The organism is Lysobacter oryzae DSM 21044, from assembly GCF_059568595.1.
In genome coordinates this window covers 341,440-360,644 of sequence record NZ_JCANTQ010000009.1, presented here as the reverse complement: position 1 = coordinate 360,644, position 19,205 = coordinate 341,440, and the positions used below count along the sequence as shown (strand labels likewise).

The window sequence follows — 19,205 nt, the reverse complement described above, 5'->3', positions numbered from 1 at the left end:
AGACCAATGCGGCGGCAGTCGCCCGCGCGCCTACAAGGCGGCCGCGACCCGGCTGCCCTGGTTGATCGCGCGCTTCGCATCCAGCTCCGCCGCGACGTCGGCGCCGCCGATCACGTGCACCGGCACGCCGGCGGCGCGCAGGTCGTCGGCGAGCGGCCGGTGCGGTTCCTGGCCGGCGCAGATCACCACGTGGTCGACCGCGAGCGTCTGCTCCAGGCCATCGACGCGAACGTGGAAGCCCTCGTCGTCGACACCGAGGTATTCGACCCCGCCCAGCATCCGCACCTGCTTGGCCTTGAGCGTGGCGCGATGGATCCAGCCGGTGGTCTTGCCGAGCTTCGCGCCGGGCTTGCCCGGACTGCGCTGCAGCAGCCACACCTCGCGCGCGGGCGCGTCCGGTGCGGGCGGGCGCAGGCCGCCGCGGTTGTCGCCGTAGTCCAGGTCCACGCCCCACTCCGCCCGCCAGTGCTGCGGGTCCAGTGCGGGCATGCTGGCGTCGAACGGTCGCGCGGGATGCACCAGGAACTCGGCGACGTCGAAGCCGATGCCGCCGGCGCCGACGATGGCGACCTTCGCGCCGGGCACGATGCGGCCGGTGAGGACGTCGACATAGCTGACGACCTTGGCGTGGTCGGCGCCGGCGAAATCGACGGCCCGCGGGCGGATGCCGCTGGCGAGCACCACTTCATCGAACGAGGCCGCCAGCGTGGTGGTGTCGGCGCGCGTGTTGAGGCGGACATCGACTTTCGCCAGCTCCAGCTTGCGGCGGAAGTAGCGCAGCGTCTCGAAGAACTCTTCCTTGCCGGGAATGCGCTTGGCCAGGTTGAACTGCCCGCCGATCTCGGCGGCCGCATCGAACAGCGTGACGTGATGGCCACGCTCGGCGGCGACGGTGGCCGCCGCGAGGCCCGCGGGCCCGGCACCGACCACCGCGATCTTCTTCGGCGCCGCGGTCGGGCGGTAGACCAGTTCGGTTTCCGCGCACGCGCGCGGGTTGACCAGGCAGCTCGCGGTCTTGTCCTGGAACACGTGGTCCAGGCAGGCCTGGTTGCAGGCGATGCAGGTGTTGATCTCGTCCACGCGCCGCACGCGCGCCTTGTTCACCCACTGCGGATCGGCCAGCAGCGGCCGCGCCATCGACACCATGTCGGCCTCGCCATTGGCGAGGATGCGCTCGGCGACCTCGGGCATGTTGATGCGGTTGGTGGTGACCAGCGGCAGTCGCACATGTGGCTTCAGCCGCGCGGTGATGCCGGTGAAGGCCGCGCGCGGCACCGATGTTGCGATGGTAGGAATCCGCGCCTCGTGCCAGCCGATGCCGGTGTTGATGATCGTGGCGCCGGCGGCCTCGATCGCCTTGGCCTGCGCGACGACGTCGTCCCAGGTACCGCCGTCGTCGACCAGGTCGAGCATCGACAGGCGGTAGATGATGATGAAGTCGGGACCGCAGGCCTCGCGGATGCGGCGCACGATCTCCACCGCGAAGCGCATGCGCTTGCTCGCATCGCCGCCCCAGGCATCGCTGCGCTTGTTGGTGCGCGGCACGGTGAACTGGTTGAGCAGGTAGCCCTCCGAGCCCATCACCTCGACGCCGTCGTAGCCGCCCTCGCGCGCCAGTTTCGCGGTGCGCACGAATGCCTTGATCTGCCGCTCGACGCCGCCGGCCGACAGCGCACGCGGGGTGAACGGATTGATCGGCGCCTTCAGCTTCGACGGTGCCACCTGCAGCGGCTGGTACCCATAGCGGCCGGCATGCAGGATCTGCAGGCAGATGCGGCCGCCGTGCGCGTGCACCGCGCGCGTGACCTGGCGGTGCTTGCCCACGTCCCACGGCCAGCGCAACGTGCCGCCGAACGGCTTGAGCCAACCCTCGATGTTTGGCGAGAAGCCGCCGGTGACCATCAGGCCGACGCCCCCTTCCGCCCGCTCGGCGAAGTACGCCGCCAGCTTCGGGAAGTCCCGCGCCTTGTCCTCCAGTCCGGTGTGCATCGAGCCCATCAGCACGCGGTTGGGCAGCGTGCAGAAGCCGAGGTCGAGCGGGGCGAACAGGTGCGGGAAATCCGGGTGCGTCATGCAGTGCGTACGCGTACGTATGGAGCGCGCAGCGTGCCGGGAAACCCGCCCTGCCACAAGGGGCCCGGCTACAGAATGGCGAAAACAAAACGGCGCCCGAAGGCGCCGTTCCGGGACGACGAAACCGGATCAGAGCGAGCGGGCCGCTTCGACCACCTTCTCCACGGTGAAGCCGAAGTGCGGCAGCAGCTTCTCGATCGGCGCGCTGGCGCCGTAGCTGTCGATACCCACCACCGCGCCGTCGAGGCCGACGTACTGGCGCCAGAAACCGGTGACGCCGGCTTCGATGGCGATGCGCTTGCGGCAGGCCTTCGGCAGGACGGACTCGCGGTACTGCGCGTCCTGGCGCTCGAACACATCGGTCGACGGCATCGACACGACGCGGACCTTGTCGCCCAGCTGCTCCGCGGCCTGCATGGCGAGGCCGACTTCGGAGCCGGTGGCGATCAGGATGACCTCCGGCGCACCGGCCGACTCCTTCAGCACGTAGCCGCCACGCTCGATGTCGGCGACCTGCTGCGCGTTGCGCGACTGATGCGGGAGGTTCTGGCGCGAGAAGATCAGGCAGCTCGGGCCGTTGTGGCGCTCGATCGCCTTCTTCCAGCACACCGCCGATTCCACCGCGTCGCACGGGCGCCACACGTCGTTGCCGGGAATGTAGCGCAGGGATGCAAGGTGCTCGATCGGCTGGTGGGTCGGACCGTCCTCGCCCAGGCCGATGGAGTCGTGGGTGTACACGTGGATCGCGTGCGCGCCCATCAGTGCGCTCATGCGCACGGCGTTGCGCGCGTAATCGCTGAAGACCAGGAACGTGGCGTCGTACGGGATGAAGCACTCGTGCAGGCCGAGGCCGTTACTGATCGCGGTCATCGCGAATTCGCGCACGCCGTAATAGATGTAGTTGGCGTTGGGATCATCGCTGGCGACCGACTTGCTGCCCTTCCACAAGGTGAGGTTGGAATGGGCGAGGTCGGCGGAGCCGCCGATCAGTTCCGGCAGCAGCGGCGCGTAGGCTTCGATCGCCATCTGCGAGGCCTTGCGCGAGGCGACCACGGGGCCGTCGGCCTGCAGCTTGGCGATGTAGGCGTCCGCCGCAGCGATGAAGCCTTCCGGCAGTTCGTTGCGCGAACGGCGATTGAGCTCGGCGGCGAGTTCCGGATGCTTCGCGGCGTACTTGTCGAACAGGGTGTTCCACTCGGCTTCGCGCACTTCGCCCTTGCTGGTACGCCAGGCGTTGTAGATCGCTTCGGGGATCTCGAACGACGCATGCGGCCAGTTCAGTGCTTCGCGCGTCGCGGTGACCTCGTCCTTGCCCAGCGGCGCACCGTGGCTGGATTCCTTGCCGGCCTTGTTCGGCGAACCGAAACCGATGGTGGTGCGGCAGCAGATCAGCGTCGGCTTGTCGCTGGACTTCAGCGCGGTCTCGATCGCGGTCTTGATCTCCTGCGCATCGTGGCCGTTGACGCCGCGCACCACGTTCCAGCCGTAGGCCTCGAAACGCGCCGGGGTGTTGTCGGTAAACCAGCCATCGGTGTTGCCGTCGATCGAGATCTTGTTGTCGTCCCAGAACGCGATCAGCTTGTTCAGGCCCCAGGTGCCGGCCAGTGAAGCCGCTTCATGCGAGATGCCTTCCATCAGGCAGCCGTCGCCCATGAACACGTAGGTGTGGTGGTCGACGATCTCGAACTCGGGACGGTTGAAGCGCTGCGCCAGCAGCTTCTCGGCGAGCGCCATGCCCACTGCATTGGCGAAGCCCTGGCCGAGCGGGCCGGTGGTGGTTTCCACGCCCGGGGTCATGAAGTTCTCGGGGTGACCCGGGGTCTTCGATTCGAGCTGGCGGAAATCGCGCAGATCGTCGATCGACAGGTCATAGCCGGACAGATGCAGCAGCGCGTACTGCAGCATCGAGCCGTGGCCGTTGGAGAGGATGAAGCGATCGCGGTTGAACCAGTTCGGGTTCTTCGCGCTGTGGCGCAGGTAGTCGTTCCACAGCACTTCGGCGATGTCGGCCATGCCCATGGGCATGCCGGGATGGCCGGAGTTGGCGGCCTGGACCGCGTCGATGGCGAGGAAACGGATGGCGTTGGCGAGGTCGCGGCGGGCAGGCGTCGTCATGGGTGGCGGCTGGAGGCGGGAGCGGGGAGAGGCGCGGCAGCGGCGGGGGCCGGCCGGCGAGGCCTGCATTGTCCCACACGCGACCGCCCCGGCTCCGCCGTCGTAACGATCCGCCCGCGATTCCGGCCGCGGCCGCCCCCGGGGGCGTCAGGCCGCCTGCGGCGCCGGCGCGGCCGGTTCCTCGACCTCACCCCGGGACACCATCGCGGCAATAGCCAGGTCGCCGGTCACGTTGAGCGTGGTCCGGCACATGTCGAGGAAGTGATTGACGCCCAGGATCAGGCCGATGCCTTCCGGCTTCACCCCGACCATCGCGCAGATCAGCGCCACCACCGGCAGCGATCCCGAGGGCACGCCCGCGGTGCCGATGCCGCCGAGGATGCAGACGAACATCACCGTCACCTGCTGGGTGAGCGACAGGTCCACGCCGAAGAACTGGGCGAGGAAGATCACCGTCACTCCCTCGAACAGCGCGGTGCCGTTCTGGTTGGCGGTGGCGCCCACCGTGAGGACGAAGCGCGAGATGCGCCGCGGCAGGTGCAGCTCCTCGTCGGCCACGCGCAGCGCGGTCGGCAGGGTGGCGTTGCTCGAGGCCGTGGAGAACGCCAGCAGCATCGCCTCGCGCACGCCGACGAAGAACTGCAGGGGCGAGCGTCCGCCGATGAACTTCAGCGCGAGCGAATAGGTCACGAACAGGTGCAGCGCCAGCGCCAGCACGACCACGCCGACGTAACTGGCGAGCTTGCCCAGCAGGTCCCAGCCGAACACCACGGTCATGTTGAACATCAGGCACGCGACCGCATACGGCGCGAGCCTGATCACCATGCCGATCAGCGCCATCGACACGTCGAACAGGCCCTGGATGCCGCGCGCCAGCGTCGCGGTCGCGTCGTTGCGGACCACCACCAGGCCGATGCCGAGCATCAGCGCGAAGAACATCACCGACAGGATGGTGTTGTTGCTGGCCGCCGCGGCGACGATGTTGTCGGGCACGATCGACAGCACCATGTCGAGGCCCTTGGGTTGCGCGCCGGCATCGCTGACGATGCCGCGCGCGCGTTCGGCGTTGTCGCTCAGCAATTTGAGCGCCTGCGCCTCGTCGACGCCGGAACCCGGGTGGAACAGGTTGACCAGCACCAGCCCGAGCACCACGGCGAGCGCCGACATCACCACGGTGTAGATCAGGGTGCGCCAGCCGACGCGGCCGAAGGCGCGCACGTCGCCCATCTCCGACACGCCGATCACCAGCGCCGAGAACAGCAGCGGGATCACCAGCATGAAGATCAGCCGCAGGAAGATCGTCGCGGCCGGCTGGGTGAGGTAGGTGGTCAGCACCTGCACCCACGGCGCATCGGCGCCGGCGGTGTAGTGCGCGGTGAGGCCGGCGGCGAGGCCGACCAGGAAGCCGAGCAGCATCTTCCAGTGCAACGGCAGCTTGCGTGCGGCAGCGCGACTGGCTTCGCCCATGGCCCGGCTCCTGCATCGGATGCCCGAGCTTAGCAAGCGGGCGTGTCGACGTCGGTCAAAAGGAGGTTGCGGACGCACGCTGCGAGCGAACGCGCAGGCGGCGCGCGGCAACGACCCGGGTTCGCCCCGGCGTGGCGGCAGCCGCGTTACCTCGTCTTGCTGCGGGCCCGCACCGGCTTCTACACCACGGTTTCCACGTTTTCCGTCGCCGCCGCCTTGACCTCGGCCTCGCCACTGCGCGCCGAAACGACCACCGCGGTGGCCAGGTCGCCGGTGACATTGAGCGAGGTGCGGCACATGTCGAGGAAGCTGTTGACGCCCAGGATGATGCCGATGCCCGCCGGGTTGAGGCCGATGATGCCGCAGATCATCGCGATCACCGGCAGCGAGCCGGACGGGATGCCGGCGGTGCCGATGCCGCCGAGGATGCACAGGCCCAGCACCATCAGCTGCTCGGTCAGCGGCAGGTGCAGGCCGAACACCTGCGCCAGGAACAGCACGGTCACGCCTTCGAACAGCGCGGTGCCGTGGTGGTTGGCCGAGGCGCCCACGGTCAGCACGAAGCGGCTCACCTTGCGCGGCAGGTGCAGGTTCTCCTCGGCCACGCGCAGGGTGACCGGCAGGGTGGCGGTGGACGACGCGGTGGCGAACGCGGTCAGCACCGCTTCCTGGCTGCCGCGGAAGAACGTGCGCGGCGACATCCCGCCCATGAACCTCACCCACAGCGGCAGCACCACGAACATGTGGATGGCCAATGCCAGCACCACGGTGACCACGAAGTAGGCCAGGCCGGCGAGCACGTCCCAGCCCAACTGCGCGCACAGGCCGAACATGAAGCAGGCCACCGCGTACGGCGCGAGGCGGATGAACAATCCGATCAGGCGCATGCTGATCTCGAACAGGCCCTGCAGCGCATGCTTGAACGCCTGCGTCGCCGCCGACGGCGTCAGCACCAGGCCGATGCCGATCATCAGGGCGAAGAACACGATGCCAAGCTTCTGCTTGTCGTCCACCCCGGCCGCGAGCACGTTGTGCGGGACGATGTTGACCAGCAGGTCCAGCACCTTGAGCTGCTGGCCGCTGGTGACGATGTCGCCAACCTTGCCGGCATTGCTGCTCATCGCCTGCTGCACCAGCGCCGGATCCATGTGCAGGCCGGGCTGGATCAGGTTGACCATCAGCAGGCCGATCGCGACGGCGGCGCCGGTGACGGTCGCGGTGTAGGTCAGCGTGCGCCAGCCGAGGCGGCCGAGGCTGGCGATGTCGCCGAGTTCGGCCACGCCCAGCACCAGCGCCGAGAACATCAGCGGCAGCACCAGCATGAAGAGCAGGTTGAGGAAGATCTGCCCCGCCGGGCGCGTGACGTACTCGATGACGCCGTGGACGAGCGGTGCATCGGCGCCGCCATACACATGGGCCAGCAGTCCCAGCGCGGCACCCAGTACGAAGCCGATCAGCACCTTGACGTGCAGCGGCATGCCCTTGGAGGTGGCGGCGGGCAGGCTGATGTGGCTCATTCGGTTGGATTCCGGGTGGGCAAAACAGCCGCGAGATTACACCAGGGCCTCCTGTTCAGCCTTGCCCCGACGTCACCGTTCCGGGTACAGCGGCGGCAGCAGCGACGGCGCGGAAGCGGGTTCGACGCGCCAGCGTGGCCCCTTGGAAAACGCGCTGCGCAGCAACTGCCGCGCGCGCACGCCGTCGCCGTTGCCCCAGCGCGCGCGCTGCAGCGCGACGACCGCGTCGCGTTGTCCGGCATCCTCGAGCCGGGCCACGAGTTCGTCCAGGTTTCCTGCCGGGGGCGTGGCCATCGCGCGCAACGTCTCGGCGACATCGCCGAGGTCGCCGGTCTCCAGGACGCGGCGAAGCTCGGCCAGGCCCTGCGATGGCTTCCTGGCTCCCGGCACGACCGCGCCGCGCGCGCCCGTGGGCGGTAGTGCTTGGTGGTGCTGCGCGCGCTGGTGCAAACCCCACACCAGGGTGAACAACCACAATGCCGCGAACACCAGCGTGGCCAGGATCCAGCCCGCGTGCGCGCGCATGCCGGCAGAGGCGGACGCCACCGCGGGCGCGCCCGCCGCCGGCGCGGTCGTGGCGCCGCGGGTGCCGTCGGCAGCGGCCACGCTCCATGACAGCGGCGGCAACGTGGCGGTGCGCCTGGCTCCGGCGGCGACATCCCACCAATCGATGCGCATGCCTGCCAGGCTTGCCGCGCCGGCCTGCGCGGGAACCAGGGCGAAGCGGCGGGTCAGCTTCACCTGCGGCCGGCCATTGCGGAACGTCTCGTCCGCCTGCACCGGATCGGCGAATACCTGCACCCCGTCGATCGGTGGCAACTGCAATTCCGGCATCTGCGCGGCGGTGGCACCGTCGACGACCGCCTCGACCACCAGGCTGCCCGAGGCGCCGGCGCGCAGGTCGCCAGGCGTGCTGGCGTAGCGCAGGCGCAGGTCGCGCAGCGGCAACCACGGTTGCGGCGCATTCGCGGGAATCGGCTGCACCTGCAGCACTTTCGCCGGCGCCTGCGCGTTGAGCGCGCCGCCGCGGTCGCCGAACAGTTCGTCGAAGAAGCCGCCGGTACCGCGTCCTTCGAATACCGCGCCCGGGATGCTCAGCGCGCCGCTGCGCTCGGGCACCAGCTGGTAGCGGCGTTCGATGACTTCGTAGCGGCGCCCGGCGACTTCGCGCGAATAGCGCGCGTCCTCGCCCACCTGCTGCAGCGATGCCCCCGCGGGCGCCGGCTGGTCGAGCTGGCCGGAAATCAGCGGCGCCGCCGAATACAGGCGCACCACCCAGCCGACGGTCTGCTGCACGTACGGTTGCGCGTCATCGGCTTGGCTTTCGATGAAGACATCGTCGCCCGCGCGCGACGGCGCCGGGGCGTTGGCGGCTTCAACCTGCAACACCAGCGGTTGCGTGCTGGCGTTGCCGACGCGGAGCGCCGGAATCACCAGCTGGCCGGCGCGGCGCGGTTGCAGCGCGACGGCGTAGAGGCTGTGCACGCCGGTGTTGTCCATCTCGGTGCGACTGCTGCGGCCGCTGATGGCGAAGTCGCGCAGCAGCGGGTCGTAGGCCGGGCGCGCCATGCCATCGGTCTTGATGTTGAGCGTGACGGTTTCGTTGGCGCTGATGCGGTCGCGGTCCAGCCAGGCGCGCGTCTGCGCCGCGGCCGGCAGCGCGAAGGCCATCAGCAGCAGGACGAGGGCAGCGCTAAGAAGGGACGGAATCCTGCTCATTGTCGAAGCTTGCCCTCGGCTACGCGGCGTTCGTATTCCAGGCGGAACTTCGCCCGCAGCAACCCGCCCGGATCGTCCGGCACGCGTCGCAGCCAGGCTTCGTTGGCCAGGCGCCGTTCGCGTTGCTCCGGTGTTTCCTGCGCCTGCGCGCGCTGTTGCTGCTGGTCCTTTCCGCCCTGCTGCGCACGCTGCTGTTGCAGGGCGCGTTGCATGCGTTCGCGCTGGGCGCGATCGGCCTCGGCCTGCGCGCCTGCATCAGGAGGTGTCGCCGGCGGCGGGTTGGATTGCGCCGGCGGCTTTTCCGCAGGCTGCTTCTGCTTCTGCTTCTGCTGCCCCTGCGAACCAGGCGAGTCGGGTTTGGATGCGGACTGCTGCGGATTGCCCTGGTTGCCAGCCTGCCCGCCCTGCGATTGTTGCGGCTTGCCCGAATCGCCGCCCGACTGCTGGCGGCGCTTCATCGCCGCTTCGACCGCCTGCTTGTTCGCGATCGCGTCGGCCATTCCCGGTTCGCGCCGCAGGGCCTGGTTGTAGGCGGCGATCGCCTGCGGATAACTGCCGGCCTTCGCCAGCGCATTGCCGCGGTTGTAGTGCGCCGTTGCGCTGTCGAGACCCTGGTATTGCTGCGCGGCGGCCTGGTAGTCACCCCTGCGGTAGGCCGCGTTGCCATGCTGCATCTGCACGTAGGCGGCCTGGTCCGGGCGTCGCCACAGGTCGGCGGCGCGCGCATTGCCCAGCGGCAGCAACGAACACAACGCCACCACCACGACTGCCGCGCCGCTGCGCCGGCGGAACGCGAAGAGCGCGAGCAGCATCAGCGGCGGCAGCAGCCAGTAGCCTTCGTCGCGCCAGGCCAGGCCCGGAGCACCGTGGCCGCTCGTTTCGGCCGCGGGCGGATCCAGCAGCCCCAGCGTGCGCAGGTCGCTGTCGTCGCTGGCGAGCGGCTCGAAGCCGCCGTTGCCGCTGCTGGCCAGCCTGCGCAGGGACGCCGCGTCCAGGCGTGCGTTCGCGATGCCGCCCGCGAGACGACGGTAGGCAGCGCCAGCGTCGGTGCCCAGGCCAAGCACGGATACGCGATAGCCCGCGGATGCGGCATCGGCGGCAGCGGCGATCGCCGCGTCGTCGGCGTGGTCGGTAAGCACGAGGATGTCGCCGCGGGACGCACCCGCGCGCTGCAGCAGTTCGCCCGACCAGGCGATGGCTTCGTCCGCGCGTTGTCCGTCGCGTGGCATCACGTCGGGCTGCAGCGAATCCAGGAACAGCGCGACGTTGGCCGCGTCGTCGGTGAGCGGCGCGACCGTGAACGCGTCGGCGGCGAATGCCACCAGGCCCACCTGGCCGCCGTTGCGTTCGCGCAGCAGCGTGGTGAGCTTGGCGCGGGCCTGGGCCAATCGCGAGGGCGGCAGGTCCGCCGCAAGCGATGCGCTCGACAGGTCCAGCGCCACCACCAGCGGCGCCCGGCTCTGCCACAAGGGTTGCGCGGACTGGCGCCAACTCGGCCCGGCCAGCGCCAGCACGGCCAGCACGTAAGCCGCGGCGGCGGTCCATGCGCCCCATCGGCTGCGGCGGTCCTGGCGTGCCTCGATCAGGTGCGGCAGCAGGTGCGGATCGACGATGTCGCGCCAGGCGCTGTTGTGGCGCTGCCGGCGCCGCCACGACCAGGCCAGCACCGGCAGCAGCAACAGCGCGAGCAGCCACTGCGGTCGCAGCAGGTGCAGTGCCGCCAAGTCGGGCAGCCAGCTCATGCGCGCCTCCGCGGCCAGACGAGCACGAGCAGCGCGCAAACCAGTGCACCGGTGAGCGGCCAGGCGTAGCGCTCGAGTTTTGGCCGTACCGCCTGGCCCGGACGCCGCACCGGTTCAAGGCGATCGATCTCGGCGTAGATGCCGGCCAGCTCGCCGGTATCGCGCGCGCGGAAGAAGCGTCCGCCGGTCTGCGCCGCGATCGCGCGCAGCGTCGCCTCGTCGATCTCGTCGCCGCCCCCGGGCATGGGCAGCTTGAAGCCGAATACCGACAGCGAGCCTTCTCCACCGAAGGCGATGGTGTGCACGCGCACGTGCTCGCTGCGCGCCAGCTCCGCCGCCTTGCGCGGGTCGAGCGCACCAGCGGTGTTGACGCCGTCGGTGAGCAGGATCACCACGCGCTGCTCCGCGGGCTGGGTGCGCAGGCGCTTCACGGCCAGGCCGATCGCATCTCCGATCGCGGTCTCCTGCCCGGCCAGGCCGACGACGCTGTCGCCGAGTTGCTCGCGCACCGAATCGCGATCGAGCGTGAGCGGCGTCAGCGCGTAGGCGCGGCGGCCGAACACCAGCAGTCCGACGCGGTCGCCGCCGCGGCGGTCGAGGAAATCCGCGAGCACGGCCTTCGCCGCGGTGAGGCGGTCCACCGGTCGCCCGCCCAGCTCCATGTCCGGCTCGGCCATGCTGCCCGACAGGTCGAGCGCCAACATCAGGTCACGCCCTGCCTGCGGTGGCTGCACCGCCTCGCCAAGCTGCTGCGGGCGCGCCGCGGCGATGCACAGCAGGATCCACGCGATCGCCAACAGCGGATGGACGCGGCCACCGCGCAAGGTGTGCCCTCCCGCCTGCGCGATCGCATCCAGGCGCGCGCCATACCGTACCCGCACGGCCGCGCCGGTCGAGCGCGCCGCCGGCAGCAGCCAGCGCACCAGCAAGGGCAGTGGCAGCGCGAGCAGCCACCATGGCCAGGCGAACAACTCGCGCAAGGCCTCGAGGGAAGCGAACGAAGGCATGGCTAGCGCGTCATCCATTCGAGGAAGCGCGCGCGTGCGAGACGACCGAGCGTGGCGACGCGCGCGGGGTCGGCATCGCGCTGGAAGCCGCCGTCCAGCAGCAGCCTGCCGTCGCCACGCGTGAACGGTCGGCTGCTGTCGTTTGCATCGAGGAACGCCAGCCATGCCTCGCCCTGCAACGTGTCCGCATGGCGATCGCGGCGGCGCGCGGCGCGGCGCAGCAGCGCGGACATGGCGGCGACCTGCGCTGGCGCGTTCGCTGCCGCCGCGAGCGCTTCATCAAACAGTTGCAGGATGCGACGACGCCGGCGCGCGCGGGCGCGCCGCCACAGCGCTAGCGCGACACCGGCGGCCAACAGCAGCGCCGCGAGCAGCCACCAGCCCGGGGCGGGCGGCCACAGCGATGGCGCGGCGGTCGCATGGATGTCGCGAAGCACCAGCGTCGGATCGGCCATCACGCCACCAAGGGCCGGGCGCGGCCAAGCAGGGGCAACCAGGAATCACTGGCCGCGTCCGTCGACAGGGCCTGCACGCGCACGCCCTTCGCGGGCAGCGCGGCGATCGCCGCCTCGACCGGCGCGACGAACTCGCGCAGCCAGCGCTGGCGTTGCGGCGGCGACGCGAGATCGAGCTCGAGCCGATGGCCATCGTTGTTGAACGGGAGTACGCGCTTGGGCGCCGCAGTCTCCAGCGGATCGGTCAGCAGCAGCACGATGACCTCGTGGTGCTGGGCGAGCGCTGGCCAGCGGCGCTCGCCAATCGCGGCGATGCTGCCGGGATCGGCGAGCAGGACCAGGCGCGAGCCGGGCCGCAACAGGCGCTGGGCATGGTCGAGCGCGACGGCGAGCCCCGAGTCGTCGACCGGAGGCGCGGCGTACCAGCGCACCAGCGCATCCAGCACGCGCAATGCGCCGCGCGCACCTGAAGCCGGCGTCACCGGCGGCTCGCGCAGGCTGCCGCGCAATGCGGCGAGGCGATCGCCATCGCGCGCGGCCGCCCACGCGGCCACGGCCCCAGCGCGTGCCGCCTGCACCGACTTGAAGCGCACCCGCGTGCCGAAATACAGCGACGGCGCGGTATCCGCGACGATCAGGGTCAGGCGCTCGCGCTCGGCCTGGAACAGCTTGGTGTGTGCACGGCCCGTGCGCGCGGTAAGGCGCCAGTCGATATGGCGAGCGTCATCGCCCGCCACGTAATCGCGTGACTCGGCGTACTCCATGCCGCGCCCGCGCAGCGGCGACAGCGCTTGGCCGGTGGGGCCATGGCGCCCACGCCGCGCCGGCCGGCGCCCGCCGATGCTGCCGCGCATCGCCACCAGCTCCGGCAGCGTGGGGCGCACGCCGTCGGCCTGCGCAACGGCAACTTCGCGATGGGCGTCGTGTTCGCCCATGCTCAGGGCAGCGGCACCTGGCGCAGCAATTCGGCGACCAGGCGTTCGCCGTCCCAACCCTCCGCCGTCGCTTCGTAGCTCGGCAGGATGCGGTGGCGGAGGACATCGGGCGCGATCGCGCGGACGTCCTCGGGGGTAACGAAATCCCGTCCCGCCAGCCACGCATGCGCGCGGGCACAGCGCTCGAGCGCGATCGAGCCGCGTGGGCTGGCGCCCCATTCGATGCGACGCGCCAATGCGGCGTCGTAACGCTCGGCGTCCCGCGAGGCGAGCACGAGTTCGATCAGGTAGCGCTCCACCGCCGGGGCCACATGGAGGTCAAGGACCGCGGCGCGCGCCGCGAAGACATCCCCTATCGGCATGCGCGCCGCCACCGCAGGCGTCGCGCGCGCGGCGGCACGCGCACGTTCGCGGGCGAGGCGCAGGATCTCGGTTTCGGTCGCAGCTTCCGGATAACCGATGCGCACGTACATCAGGAAGCGATCGAGCTGCGCCTCGGGCAGCGGGAACGTGCCTTCCTGTTCGATGGGATTCTGGGTCGCCATCACCAGGAACAGCGGCGGCAGCGCGTAGGTCTGCCGCCCGACGGTCACCTGGCGCTCGCCCATCGCCTCCAGCAACGCGGACTGCACCTTTGCCGGCGCGCGGTTGATTTCGTCCGCGAGCAGCAGGGGATGGAAGATCGGTCCGGGCTGGAATTCGAAACGGCCATCCTGCGGACGCCACACTTCGGTCCCGGTCAGGTCGGCGGGAAGCAGGTCCGGAGTGAACTGGACGCGGGAAAAATCGGCATCGAGGCGAGTCGCCAAGGCGCGGATCGCGCTGGTCTTGGCAAGCCCGGGCGCGCCCTCGACCAGCAGGTGGCCGTCTGCCAGCAGGGCAATCAAGAGGCGCTCGATCAGGGCCGCCTGCCCGACGATCTCCGTCGATAGCGCCGCGCGCAGGTCGCGGAAGGCGTCGTACAGCCGGCTGACCTCACTGCCGGCAGGCATCGGAACCGGGGGAACGCTGCTGTCCATGGGAAGCTCGATGACGGACCAGGCCCATTTTGACCGAACTGGCAGCGGCAAGTTCGGCCCACGACGCCCCGGTTTCAGGTAGGCGACAGCGAAAAAACAACGGGGGCCTTGCGGCCCCCGTGTTCATTGCATGGATCGTGCGATCAGCGCTGGGCGACCTGCAGGACCTTAGGCGTCACGAAGATGAGCAGCTCCGCCTTCTCCTTGTTCTTGCCCTTCTTCTTGAACAGGTTGCCGAGGAAGGGAATGTCGCCGAGGAAGGGAACCTTCTGGATGTCGCTGCGATCGCGGAACTCGTACACGCCGCCGATCACCACGGTCTGGCCGTCCTCGATCAGCACGGCGGTGTTGACCTCGCGCTTGTTGATCAGCGGCACGCTGCCGATCGACGCTTCCACGAAGTCCTCGACCTCGTCCTTCTTCACGTTCATGTTGAGGAAGACGCGGCCGTCATTGGTGATGGTCGGGGTGACCTTCATTTCCAGCAGCACGTCCTTGAACTGCACGGTCTGCTGGGCGACGTTGCCGCCGGCGCCGGCGCCTTGGGTGACGGTCACGTAGCCGACTTCCTGGCCCTGGCGGATCACCGCTTCGCGCTGGTTGCTGGTCACGACGCGCGGATTGGAGATGACTTCGCCGCGGCCTTCTTCCTGCATCGCGGACAGCTCGACATCGAGCAGGTAGCCGGCATTGAGGATCGAGAGGGCGAGCGCGCCTGCCGGGTTCGAGACCGGCAGGTTCACGTTCATGGTGCGATTGAAGTCGAAGCCACGTTCACCGGCCGAGACGCGGTTGGCACGCTCGATCGCATTCTCCGACGAGGAGTCGGTGCTGCCACCGAAGCCCAGCGAGCTGCGATCGCCATCCTTGCCGGTGGCCCCGTGCAGGCCGAACTTGGCACCGATTTCGCGAGCGAAGGTCTCGGTCGCGATCACGATCCTGGCTTCGATGATGACCTGGTCAACCGGTCGGTCGATCACGCGTACAAGTTCCTTGATCTGCGCGACCTTCTTGGGAATGTCGCTGACCATCAGGGTGTTGGTGCGGTCGTCGGCGACCAGGCGGCCGCGCTGCGACAGGAAGCCGTTGTCGTTCTGGTTGGAATTATTGCCACCGCCACCGCCCTGGCCGCCACCGCCCGAGCCGATGCCCTTTGCCTCGGTCAGCGCCTTAAAGATCGCACCGGCGTTGTGGTAGTTGATCTGGATGTATTCGGTCACGAGGTCGACGCGGTTATCGAGCGCGATGCGCGCGTCCTCCTTGTCCTGCTCGTACTTGGCGATTTCCGACTGCGGGGCGATCCAGATGACGTTGCCGCTGCGGCGCTTGTCCAGACCCTTGGCCTGCAGGACGATGTCGAGCGCCTGGTCCCACGGCACGTTGACGAGGCGCAGGGTGACGTTGCCCTGCACCGTGTCGGCGGCCACGACGTTGAGCCCGGACTCTTCGGCGATCAGCTGGAGGACCGTGCGGACCGGGACGTCCTGGAAGTTGAACGTCACCGGCCGGCCGCTGTAGGTGCGGGCGGCGGTGGGACTGGTGCTGGCAGCGCCGACGGCGCGTTGCTGCTTGGCCGCCGCGGCTCGCGGCACGATCTCGACGATGTAGTCGCGACCGGTCTGGTATGCCATCGATTCGTACGCGCCGGTGGTGTTCAGCACCAGCTGGGTGCCGGTCCCGGCGGGACGTGCATTGATCGACTGCACCGGCGTGGCGAAGTCGGTGACGTTCAACGGCTTCTGCAGGTTCGCCGGCAGCTGCGCGTTACCTACGTTGATCGTCACCGTCGAGCCGTTGCTGCGCAGGTCCGGCGTGGCGCCGTCACCGCTGAAGCGAAGGATCAGTTTGCCGGCGCCGCCGTCACCGCGCTTGAAGTCGATGTTCGAAACCGAGATGGCCCCCGGCAATTGCTTGGCGGGATCGTTGCTCGGCATCGGAGCGACCGACGGAGCGACCTGGGCCACGAACGTCGGCGTGAAGGTGCCACCAGCCGGCGTGGCTGCATGGACCGCACTGAACCCGGCCAGCAGCCCGATTGCGAGGCCGATGCCGGTGCGCTTGGAGCGGTTGGCGTTGAAAACGGTCATCGTGTCATCCCCCAATCATTGATCTTCTAATGCGACCGACGCTGGACGTTCCAGCCAGCCACCCGCGCCATCCGGCACCAGTTCCACCAACTCGATGCGGTCTTCAAACACACCGGTCACACGACCGTCGCTCTGTCCCATGTAGTTGCCGGGACGGACTCGATAGGTGACCTTGTCCGGCGCCATCACCAGCGCAATCATCCCTGCGCCGCGGCCCAAGGTGCCCACCATGTCCAGGCTGTCGAGCGGGAACTGCTCGAGCGCCTGCTTGCGGCGCTGACGGTCCGGACGCGGACCCGAGCTAGAGTCGGTGTCCGTGAAGGCCGTGCTGAAGGGATCGCGTAGCGAGTAGGCGGCATATTCGAAGGTTTCGAACTGCTGCATGACAGGCAGCGGATCCAGCGGCGGCGCGGGACGCGCCTTGACTTCAGCAACCCATTTTTCGAGGTTCGGCGCCTCTCCGGGGGTGCTCGTGATACCACGGGCACAACCGGTCAGCGCGAATAGGAGGGCAAGAAGTGGCAGCGTTCGCTTGCTCATGGCACTCACACGATCAGATAGACCGAGCATCTCAGCCCCCTCCCTGCGTGTTGCCGGGAGCGCCGGCCGGAGCGGGTGCGGCCTGGTTCGCGGCCTGCTCCTGCTGGGCAACTTCTTCTTCATCCAGGTAGCGGTAAGTCTTCACCGTACCCGCCAGTTCCAGCGGACTATTGGCGGTGATGGGAACCGGCTTGCCGTTCTTGTCCTTGTCGCGCGGCTTCAGCGAGATGTCGTGCATCGTCATGATCACCACGCGCGGGAGCGTCGCCACGCCGCTCACGAAGCCGCCGAACTGGTGGTAAGTGCCCACCATGCGCAGCGCGATCGGCTTCTCGGCGTAGAACTCCTTGGGAATTTCGGGACCCGGCTGGAACAATTCATTGGTGATGCCGGTCGCCAGGGCAGTCTGCGAGATGTCGACGATCAGGTCAGGCATCTCGGTCTTGCTCGGCAGCTGTCGCAGCATCTGCTTGAGTTGCTCTTCCATCTGCGCCAGCTGTTGCTTGAGCGGCTCCAGATTGGCGGCCCGACCCTGCTTGGTCTCGAACTCCTGGCGGAGTTCGGTTTCCTTGTTTTCGAGGCCCTCGAGCTCGGACAGTTTGTCGCGGACGAACAGCCACCAACTCAGGAACACGATCAGGAGGGCGATGATGATGCAGAAGCCGACCTTGGCCTGTTGCGGCCACGAGCCCATGTTGTTGAAGTCGAGTTCCCGCAGCGAGAATTTCTTTGCGCTCACGAGGCGGCTCCTTGTTTCACGGGGGCGGCCGGTGCGGCGGGCGCCGGGCCAGGCATCGTGGCCGGGGCGGCACCGGCGGGCGCTGCCGCGGGGGCGTCCGGCACGCCATCGCCGTCCTCATCCTTGGGGGCATTCGGATTGGCGAGCTTGACGGTCAGCTTGAACTGGTTCGGGAGGGCCTTGTCCTCGCCCTTCGCCTCGATGATCGACAGGTCGGGCTTGGTCATCCAGCCGGAACCTTCGAGATTGCGCATGTAGGTACTGACGCGTGCGTTGGACTGCGCGCGACCCTCCAGCATCAACGTGTCCTCGTCCTGCTTGATCGAGGTCAAGATCACGCCGTCGGGAATCGTCCGTACCAGCGAATCGAACAGGTGCACCATCTGCGAGCGGTTCGCCTGCAGCTTCTCGATGATTTCCTTGCGGGCGAGCAGCTTGGCCTTCTTCTCGTCGAGGAGCTTGATCTCGTCGATCTGCTTCTGCACGAGCGCGATCTGGTCGGTCAGGTACTGGTTGCGCTCGTTCTGGCCGCTGATCTGGGCGTTGTAGTAGCCAATCATCAGGAACGACAGCAGCACCGCACCCAGCGCCGACATGCCGAGCAGGATGCTGAATTCCTTCTGGCGCTGCTTGCGCCGTTCGGCGCGCCACGGGAGGAGATTGATCCGTGCCATCAGTCGAAGCTCCTCAGGGCGAGGCCACAAGCGATCATCAACGCAGGTGCGTCCTGCGCCAGCGCGTGCGCCTGGACGCGGGGACCGAGCGTCATGTGCGCCAGCGGATTGGCGACCAGGGTCGGAACACCCAGGTGCTCCTCGACCATCTGGGCGATGCCCGGGATGGCCGCGTTGCCGCCGGCGAGGACGATCTGGTCGACGCGGTTGAATTCGCTACCTGCATAGAAGAACTGCAGGAGGCGGCTGACCTGCTGGACCATCGCTTCCTTGAACGGTTCCAGCACTTCGGCCTGGTAGCTCTCCGGCAGGCCACCCTGGCGCTTGGCCAGGCCCGCTTCCTCGTAGCTCAGTCCATAGCGGCGCATCACCTCGTCGGTGAGCTGCTTGCCGCCAAAAACCTGTTCGCGGCTGTAGAGGCTGCGTCCGTTGCGCAGCACATTGAGCGTGGTCATCGTCGCGCCGGAATCGATCAGCGCGGTGAGGCCATCGCGCGGGCCGCTCAGCTGGTTGGCCAGCAGCGCGAATGCGTTCTCGATGGCGAACGCCTCGACGTCCATGACCTTCGGGGTCAGGCCACCGATCTCGAGGGCGGACGAGCGCAGTTCGACGTTTTCGGATCGCGAGGCCGCGAGCAGCACCTGCAGCGTGCCGGGATTGTTCGGCATCGGCCCAAGCACCTCGAAATCGAGGTTCACTTCCTCGATCGGGTACGGCACGTAGTTGACCGCTTCGAGTTCGACCTGGGATTCGAGATCGTCTTCGTCGAGGTCGGCAGGCATCGGGATCACCTTGGTGATGACCGAAGAGCCCGCGACCGCGGCGGCGGCGTACTTGACCTTGGTGCCGGAGCGGTTGACCGCGCGCTTGATCGCCTCGCCCACCGCCTCGACCTCGACGATGTTCTTTTCGACCACCGCGTTCGGCGGCAGCGGCTCGACCGCATAGTGCTCGACCCGATAGCGGTCGCCAGCCCTCGAGAGCTGCAACAGCTTGACCGCGGTCGAACTGATGTCCACGCCGACTAGGGTCGGCTGGCCTTTTGTGACGATCCCCACGATTTTTCTCCCCATGCCACAAGCGCTTACGCGCACTTCGTGTGGCCGTGCCTTAAAT

Annotated in this window: 15 protein-coding genes; all 15 read right to left on the bottom strand. The window is 68.6% G+C overall.

Features of this window, described 5'->3' with window-relative positions:
- Positions 1 to 30 precede the first annotated feature (30 nt).
- The 15 genes from BP05_RS05405 to BP05_RS05335 all read right to left on the bottom strand — a co-directional run bounded on the left by BP05_RS05405 (position 31) and on the right by BP05_RS05335 (position 19,162).
- Positions 31 to 2,073, bottom strand: a complete 2,043-nt coding sequence (locus BP05_RS05405) for an oxidoreductase (RefSeq protein WP_496361246.1) — start codon at positions 2,071 to 2,073, stop codon at positions 31 to 33.
- A gap of 129 nt (positions 2,074 to 2,202) precedes the next feature.
- Positions 2,203 to 4,188, bottom strand: coding sequence for a transketolase (tkt, locus tag BP05_RS05400; RefSeq protein WP_496361244.1), 1,986 nt, complete (start codon positions 4,186 to 4,188; stop codon positions 2,203 to 2,205).
- Positions 4,189 to 4,335: 147 nt separating this feature from the next.
- Entirely contained in the window at positions 4,336 to 5,655 is a 1,320-nt protein-coding gene (locus BP05_RS05395; protein ID WP_496361242.1) for a dicarboxylate/amino acid:cation symporter, read from the bottom strand.
- 179 nt (positions 5,656 to 5,834) lie between these two features.
- Positions 5,835 to 7,172, bottom strand: coding sequence for a dicarboxylate/amino acid:cation symporter (locus tag BP05_RS05390; protein ID WP_496361240.1), 1,338 nt, complete (start codon positions 7,170 to 7,172; stop codon positions 5,835 to 5,837).
- 72 nt (positions 7,173 to 7,244) lie between these two features.
- Positions 7,245 to 8,891, bottom strand: a complete 1,647-nt coding sequence (locus BP05_RS05385; protein ID WP_496361238.1) for a BatD family protein — start codon at positions 8,889 to 8,891, stop codon at positions 7,245 to 7,247.
- Positions 8,888 to 10,633, bottom strand: coding sequence for a VWA domain-containing protein (locus tag BP05_RS05380; protein WP_496361236.1), 1,746 nt, complete (start codon positions 10,631 to 10,633; stop codon positions 8,888 to 8,890). The genes BP05_RS05385 and BP05_RS05380 overlap by 4 nt, the downstream gene beginning before the upstream one ends.
- Positions 10,630 to 11,640: a vWA domain-containing protein gene (locus BP05_RS05375; RefSeq protein WP_496361234.1), complete on the bottom strand. Its 1,011-nt coding sequence runs from the start codon at positions 11,638 to 11,640 to the stop codon at positions 10,630 to 10,632. The genes BP05_RS05380 and BP05_RS05375 overlap by 4 nt, the downstream gene beginning before the upstream one ends.
- Positions 11,641 to 11,642: 2 nt before the next feature.
- Entirely contained in the window at positions 11,643 to 12,095 is a 453-nt protein-coding gene (locus BP05_RS05370; protein WP_496361232.1) for a DUF4381 family protein, read from the bottom strand.
- Complete coding sequence (locus tag BP05_RS05365) at positions 12,095 to 13,030, bottom strand: DUF58 domain-containing protein (protein WP_496361230.1); 936 nt, start codon at positions 13,028 to 13,030, stop codon at positions 12,095 to 12,097. Before BP05_RS05365 ends, BP05_RS05370 begins: the two co-directional genes overlap by 1 nt.
- A 2-nt stretch (positions 13,031 to 13,032) precedes the next feature.
- Entirely contained in the window at positions 13,033 to 14,049 is a 1,017-nt protein-coding gene (locus BP05_RS05360) for an AAA family ATPase (RefSeq protein WP_496361228.1), read from the bottom strand.
- A 143-nt stretch (positions 14,050 to 14,192) separates the two neighbouring features.
- Entirely contained in the window at positions 14,193 to 16,136 is a 1,944-nt protein-coding gene (locus BP05_RS05355; protein WP_496361226.1) for a type IV pilus secretin PilQ, read from the bottom strand.
- A 15-nt stretch (positions 16,137 to 16,151) separates the two neighbouring features.
- The gene (locus BP05_RS05350; protein WP_496361224.1) at positions 16,152 to 16,676 is read right to left on the bottom strand and encodes a pilus assembly protein PilP; all 525 of its coding nucleotides are present in this window, start codon (positions 16,674 to 16,676) and stop codon (positions 16,152 to 16,154) included.
- 31 nt (positions 16,677 to 16,707) lie between these two features.
- Positions 16,708 to 17,415 (bottom strand): type IV pilus inner membrane component PilO, encoded by a 708-nt coding sequence (locus BP05_RS05345; RefSeq protein ID WP_496361222.1) that lies wholly within the window; start codon positions 17,413 to 17,415, stop codon positions 16,708 to 16,710.
- Positions 17,412 to 18,089, bottom strand: a complete 678-nt coding sequence (locus BP05_RS05340) for a PilN domain-containing protein (RefSeq protein ID WP_496361220.1) — start codon at positions 18,087 to 18,089, stop codon at positions 17,412 to 17,414. The genes BP05_RS05345 and BP05_RS05340 overlap by 4 nt, the downstream gene beginning before the upstream one ends.
- Positions 18,089 to 19,162: a pilus assembly protein PilM gene (locus tag BP05_RS05335; RefSeq protein WP_496361218.1), complete on the bottom strand. Its 1,074-nt coding sequence runs from the start codon at positions 19,160 to 19,162 to the stop codon at positions 18,089 to 18,091. Before BP05_RS05335 ends, BP05_RS05340 begins: the two co-directional genes overlap by 1 nt.
- Positions 19,163 to 19,205: the final 43 nt, after the last annotated feature.